Raw genomic sequence first — 1,748 nt, 5'->3', positions numbered from 1 at the left:
GACCGCGGTGCGGTCGGGGCCCGGCCCGTGAACGGGAACGACTCCTTGCGGGAACGACTCAGTGCCTGAGCGACCCGGAGCGGGAGCGGCTCAGAGCGGGCCTCCCGCGGGACGGTCGTCGATGCGCCGGTCGGTGGGGTCCACGTCCAGGTCCGCGTCCACGGTGTCGTCGGTGAGGGTTTCGTCCACCGGGGGGATCGGCGGCACCTCCCCGGTCACGGTCTCGCCGGGAGCCCCCGGGGAGACGGGTGCCGCCGGCGCCGCGGGCGCGGCCGGCGGGGCGGTCGACTCGAAGGTGACCGGCTCCGTGTCCGGGCCGGAGTCCTTCTTCTTCGCGGCCGCCACGCCGGCCGCGGCGACACCGGCGGCGGCGACACCGGCGGCGACCGCCTTGCCCGACACCCCGGCCTTGCCGCCGTCACCACGGGACGCCGCGGCGTGCTCGACACCGGGCGTGCCGACCGGGGCGCCCTCGTTGACCGAGCCCCGCCAGGCGCCGGTCGCGTAGCCCTCGGACTCGATGAACTTCTTGAAGCGCTCGAGGTCCCCCTCGGCCTGGTTCTCGACGACGTTGAGCTTGTCGCCGACCTTCTCCACCAGACCCTCGGGCTCGTACTCGAGGACCAGGTGCACCTCGGTCCGGCCGTTGCCCGCGTCCCGGAACGTCACGCTGCCGGCGTTGGTGGCGCCCTCGGTCGCGGCCCAGGAGACCCGGCTGTCCGGGACCTGCTCCACGATCTTCGCCTCCCACTGCCGGCGGACGCCGCCGAGCTCGGCGACCCACTCGAGGCGCTCGGCGTCGAGCTGCCGCACGCTCTGCACGCCGTTCATGAACTGGGGGAAGTCCTCGAACTGGGTCCACTGGTTGTACACGGTGGTCAGCGGCACGTCGACCACGACTGTCTTCTCGACCGTGGTGCTCATGGCAACTCCTTCGATCCGTCTCGACGATCAGGAACGGCGAACATCCAGCAAATTCGCCAGTGTGCTGACGATACCTCCCGACCCACCCCCGTGGCCAGCGTCACACCGGCCCCTCCAGCAGAGGCGCCACCCGGTACGGGATGACCGTGCGCAGGAACATGCTCGTGGACGTCCGCAGGATGCCGGGGCACAGCCGGATCTCCTCGGAGACCCGGTAGAGGTCCTCGGGGTCCTTCGCCACCACCCGGCACAGCAGGTCCGTCTGCCCGGCCGGCGCGAACACCTCGATGACCTGCGGGATGGCAAGCAGACCCGCGACGGCCTCGTCGAGCTGGTGCTGGTCGAGCTCCACCGCCACGCTCGCCGCGAGGCCGTAGCCCAGCGCCGCGGGAGTCACCCGCGTGCTGTGCGGGCGCAGCGCGGGACTCGCGCGGTAGCGCTCGAGCCGCGCGTGGATCGTGCCGCGCGCCAGGCCCGTGCGCTGGGCCAGGGCCAGCACGGTCATCCGCGGGTCCTCGTCCAGCGCCGCCAGGATCCTCCGGTCCGTCGCGTCCAGGTGTCCCGCGCCGGCGCCTCCGTTCGTCATGCTGACCACCGCTGCCCCTCCACCTCGCCCTCATCTGATCGATCTGATCAGTTCGAGAGTAGACGTTTGCGCAGGGTGCCGACCAGGTTGTCCAATGATGGTCACACGGTGCGTCCCCTGACCCGGTTCGGCGCATCCTGGCCGGCGCCGGTCGCCCACGAGGCGGCCGGCGTCCCGCACCGCTCGACACCCCGCAGCGGCAGAGGCCCCCTTCCGGCCCGCGGGAGCTCCCCGGAGC

At 72.6% G+C, this 1,748-nt stretch carries 2 protein-coding genes; both read right to left on the bottom strand.

All coding sequences use genetic code 11. From position 1 onward, the window contains the following. Window positions 1-90: 90 nt before the first annotated feature. Complete coding sequence (locus ACFU0Y_RS18090) at window positions 91-924, bottom strand: SRPBCC family protein (protein ID WP_380216345.1); 834 nt, start codon at window positions 922-924, stop codon at window positions 91-93. Between the two features lie 100 nt (window positions 925-1,024). Further along, window positions 1,025-1,510: an Lrp/AsnC family transcriptional regulator gene (locus tag ACFU0Y_RS18085; RefSeq protein ID WP_380216343.1), complete on the bottom strand. Its 486-nt coding sequence runs from the start codon at window positions 1,508-1,510 to the stop codon at window positions 1,025-1,027. Between the last annotated feature and the right edge of the window lie 238 nt (window positions 1,511-1,748).

The sequence above is a fragment of the Kocuria sp. NPDC057446 genome, from assembly GCF_042802875.1.
In the GTDB taxonomy this organism is placed as follows: domain Bacteria; phylum Actinomycetota; class Actinomycetes; order Actinomycetales; family Micrococcaceae; genus Kocuria.
The sequence above is the reverse complement of the archived record's forward strand: the minus strand, read 5'-3'. Positions and strand labels throughout refer to the sequence as shown.